1 protein-coding gene is annotated in these 941 nt (G+C 64.8%); it reads left to right on the top strand.

Annotation, left to right across the window (positions count from 1 at the left end; all coding sequences use genetic code 11):
* On the top strand, positions 1–941 hold a 941-nt coding region (locus tag AC1DTN_RS37390; RefSeq protein ID WP_477925150.1), incomplete at both ends, for a calcium-binding protein.

Genomic DNA, 941 nt, shown 5'->3' with positions numbered 1-941 from the left:
TCACCGGGGGTGCCGGCAACGACACGCTGAACGGCGGAGCAGGCGCCGACACGCTGATCGGCGGAGCCGGTGACGACATCTATATCGTGGATATCGCGGGCGACGTCGTCACCGAGGCTGCAAATGCAGGCACCGATACGGTCAAGACCGCGCTGGCGGCCTACACGATCGGCGACAATGTCGAGAACCTGACCTATACGGGTACGGTGGCCTTTGCCGGTACGGGCAACAGCCTTGCCAACACGATCACCGGGGGGGCTGCGGGCGACCGGCTGTCGGGTGGCGACGGTGACGACACGCTGAACGGCGGAGCCGGTGCGGATACGCTGATCGGCGGCGCCGGCAACGACACCTACATCGTGGATGTCGCCGGTGACGTCGTCACTGAAGATGCGGACGCTGGAATTGATACGATCAAGACCGCGCTGGCGGTCTACATGATCGGCGCCAATATCGAGAACCTGACYTACACCGGGTCGGCAGCCTTCACCGGCACCGGCAAYGCTGCGKCGAACGTGATCACCGGGGGTGYCGSCAACGACACGCTGAACGGCGGAGCMGGYGCSGAYACGCTGATCGGCGGAGCCGGTRACGACACCTACATCGTTGACAATGCCGGTGACGTCGTCACCGAAAGTGTCGATGCGGGGATCGATACGGTGAAGGCTGGGTCGGCGGCCTATACGCTTGCCGCCAATGTCGAGGACCTGACCTTCACTGGCATCGGCAATTTTGCCGGGACGGGCAATGCCTTGGCCAACACGATCACCGGGGGCGCCGGCAACGACGTGCTGGACGGGGGTGCGGGTAACGACAGGCTGATCGGCGGGGCCGGCAATGACGCGCTGATTGGCGGCGCCGGCGACGACTGGCTGGATGGCGGCATGGGAGCTGATGCGCTTTCCGGCGGTACCGGCAACGACATCTATTGGGTTGACAAT

The sequence above is a fragment of the Rhizobium sp. 01T444 genome, assembly GCF_056398305.1.
The sequence above is the reverse complement of the archived record's forward strand: the minus strand, read 5'-3'. Positions and strand labels throughout refer to the sequence as shown.